The organism is Bartonella sp. CB10SXKL (assembly GCF_042195515.1).
GTDB lineage: Bacteria > Pseudomonadota > Alphaproteobacteria > Rhizobiales > Rhizobiaceae > Bartonella.
Genome location: NZ_JBHION010000060.1, coordinates 1 through 1,860, shown reverse-complemented (window position 1 = coordinate 1,860; position 1,860 = coordinate 1). Strand labels below are relative to the sequence as shown.

Here is a 1,860-nt window from a genome sequence, read left to right as displayed (position 1 = left end):
TGGTTATTTTAATCGTTTATTTGGATCGCTAGCTGTTTTGATAATAAAAGCCGTGTCTTAAAGGACGCGGCTTTTTTGCTATAAAGCAGCCCCCCGCGCCGTTATTTTATTTACGCTGCTTTGTTTGTGCTTTGTTCACTACCATCAGTATCTTTATAAATTTTTTTATTGCCTTTAATAACAGCATTGCCATAAATTTTTACAAAGAAATAAACTTTCGTTTTTCCTTGAATGCATGCATTATCATAAATTTCTGCACCTGGACAAATACAAGCCGCCCCAGATATTTTTGCATTGCCATAAATCAAACCAGCAACACAAGCATTATTCAAAACCTTGGCATTGTCATAAATTTTTGCTTCTGTAGATACCATGGCTTTATTACAAACAATGGCATTCCCATAAATTTCCCCACAAATTATTGCATCATCACATATTTTTGCATTGCCATGAACATAAGCTTCCTTTTCAAGAACCCGCGCTTTATCACTAATCACGGCATTTCCTAATACCCTTGCTTCATTAAAAACATAAGCATCATGACGTATTTTTGCATTTTCAGAAACAACAGCATTGCAAAAAACAAGAGCATTATCGTAAACCCAGCAATTGCCATCATGTGACAAGTTGCTTTCATTTTCAATAAAACCGCCGAGGTCCCCTGCTTTTACATCATCGAAATCTTTTAAAGCACGAATGCGGTGTAAAGTAAGACCATCAAAAATGAAGGTTTCATTAGTAAATTCATATTTTTTAGATACATTTTTAGTGGTCATAGGTAGCTCCCTAATCTAATATTCAAACAAATTTTTAAATGAAATGGTTATAAGGAGGCGCCCCCGCACCGCCCTATTGTTTAATTACCAACATGGATCATCGATTTCTGGAATAAATTTATCACAAATGAGATCATTAGGTGATAAATAGGTATCACTTTCAATATCAGAATCCCCAAATACAGTAGCTCCATTTATGATGACATTTTCACTAATACGAGAGGTATCACCAACAAAAGCCTTGCCATAAATTTTTACATTATCGTAAATAGCAGCATCATCACAAACTTCTGCATTATCAGAAATATGAACATTATTTACAACACGCGCGTTACCAGAAACCGTAGCAGAATCTTTAATGATAACATCACAAGCTACATAAGCATTCTCAGTAACAAGCGCATTTTGATAAACACGGGCATTATCAAAAATCCAGCAGCTTCCCTCATGTGATAGATTATCTTCCTTTTCAATAAATCCCCCAAGGTCCCCCGCTTTAACCTTCCCAAACATATAACCAAAATCTCTTAAGGCTCTAATACGGTGTAAAATATGACCATCAATTTCGATTGTCTCATCAGTAAATTCATATTTTTTCCCAAGATCTTGCTTTTGAAGCGAGGCGCTATCATTATGATGTTGAATGTAAGAGAAAATGGTGTCTTGAAGTTTTTTAACTGTAGCGTTCATGCTAGTAATCCTTATCGTAAAAAAGGTTTCTATTGACAGCCCATAAGGGCGTCGGGCGCTAGAAACACGGCGATAAGTCCGCTGTATGCTTTCCCCTAAAAGGGTATTGTATGGCATAACCACACCCGACAAAATCGTTATATGCTAGTGATAGCATAAAAGAAAGTCAGTATTTTGAAGATGGGAAAAACCTTATCGTGGTTTATCCGCTTATCGCTAAGTGTTTCTACACACTTGACGCCTTTCTAAACGAACCTTTCCTTAATGTCAATACGTATTTTTTATTTTTTTCAATTTTTTTCATTTTGATACCTACTTAATTGAATATCAAGTGCTTTTTTTAGCTCTCTTTCTTTTTAATAGATGATTGTATCGCGTAAATGGACATGTTTAT

At 35.4% G+C, this 1,860-nt stretch carries 2 protein-coding genes; both read right to left on the bottom strand.

The genetic code is table 11. The features are described from left to right. Positions 1–110 precede the first annotated feature (110 nt). Entirely contained in the window at positions 111–776 is a 666-nt protein-coding gene (locus ACFIK3_RS09350; RefSeq protein WP_375676612.1) for a hypothetical protein, read from the bottom strand. Positions 777–860: 84 nt separating this feature from the next. Beyond that, a complete protein-coding gene (locus ACFIK3_RS09345; protein WP_375676611.1) occupies positions 861–1,583 on the bottom strand; it encodes a hypothetical protein in 723 nt (240 codons plus the stop codon). Positions 1,584–1,860: the final 277 nt, after the last annotated feature.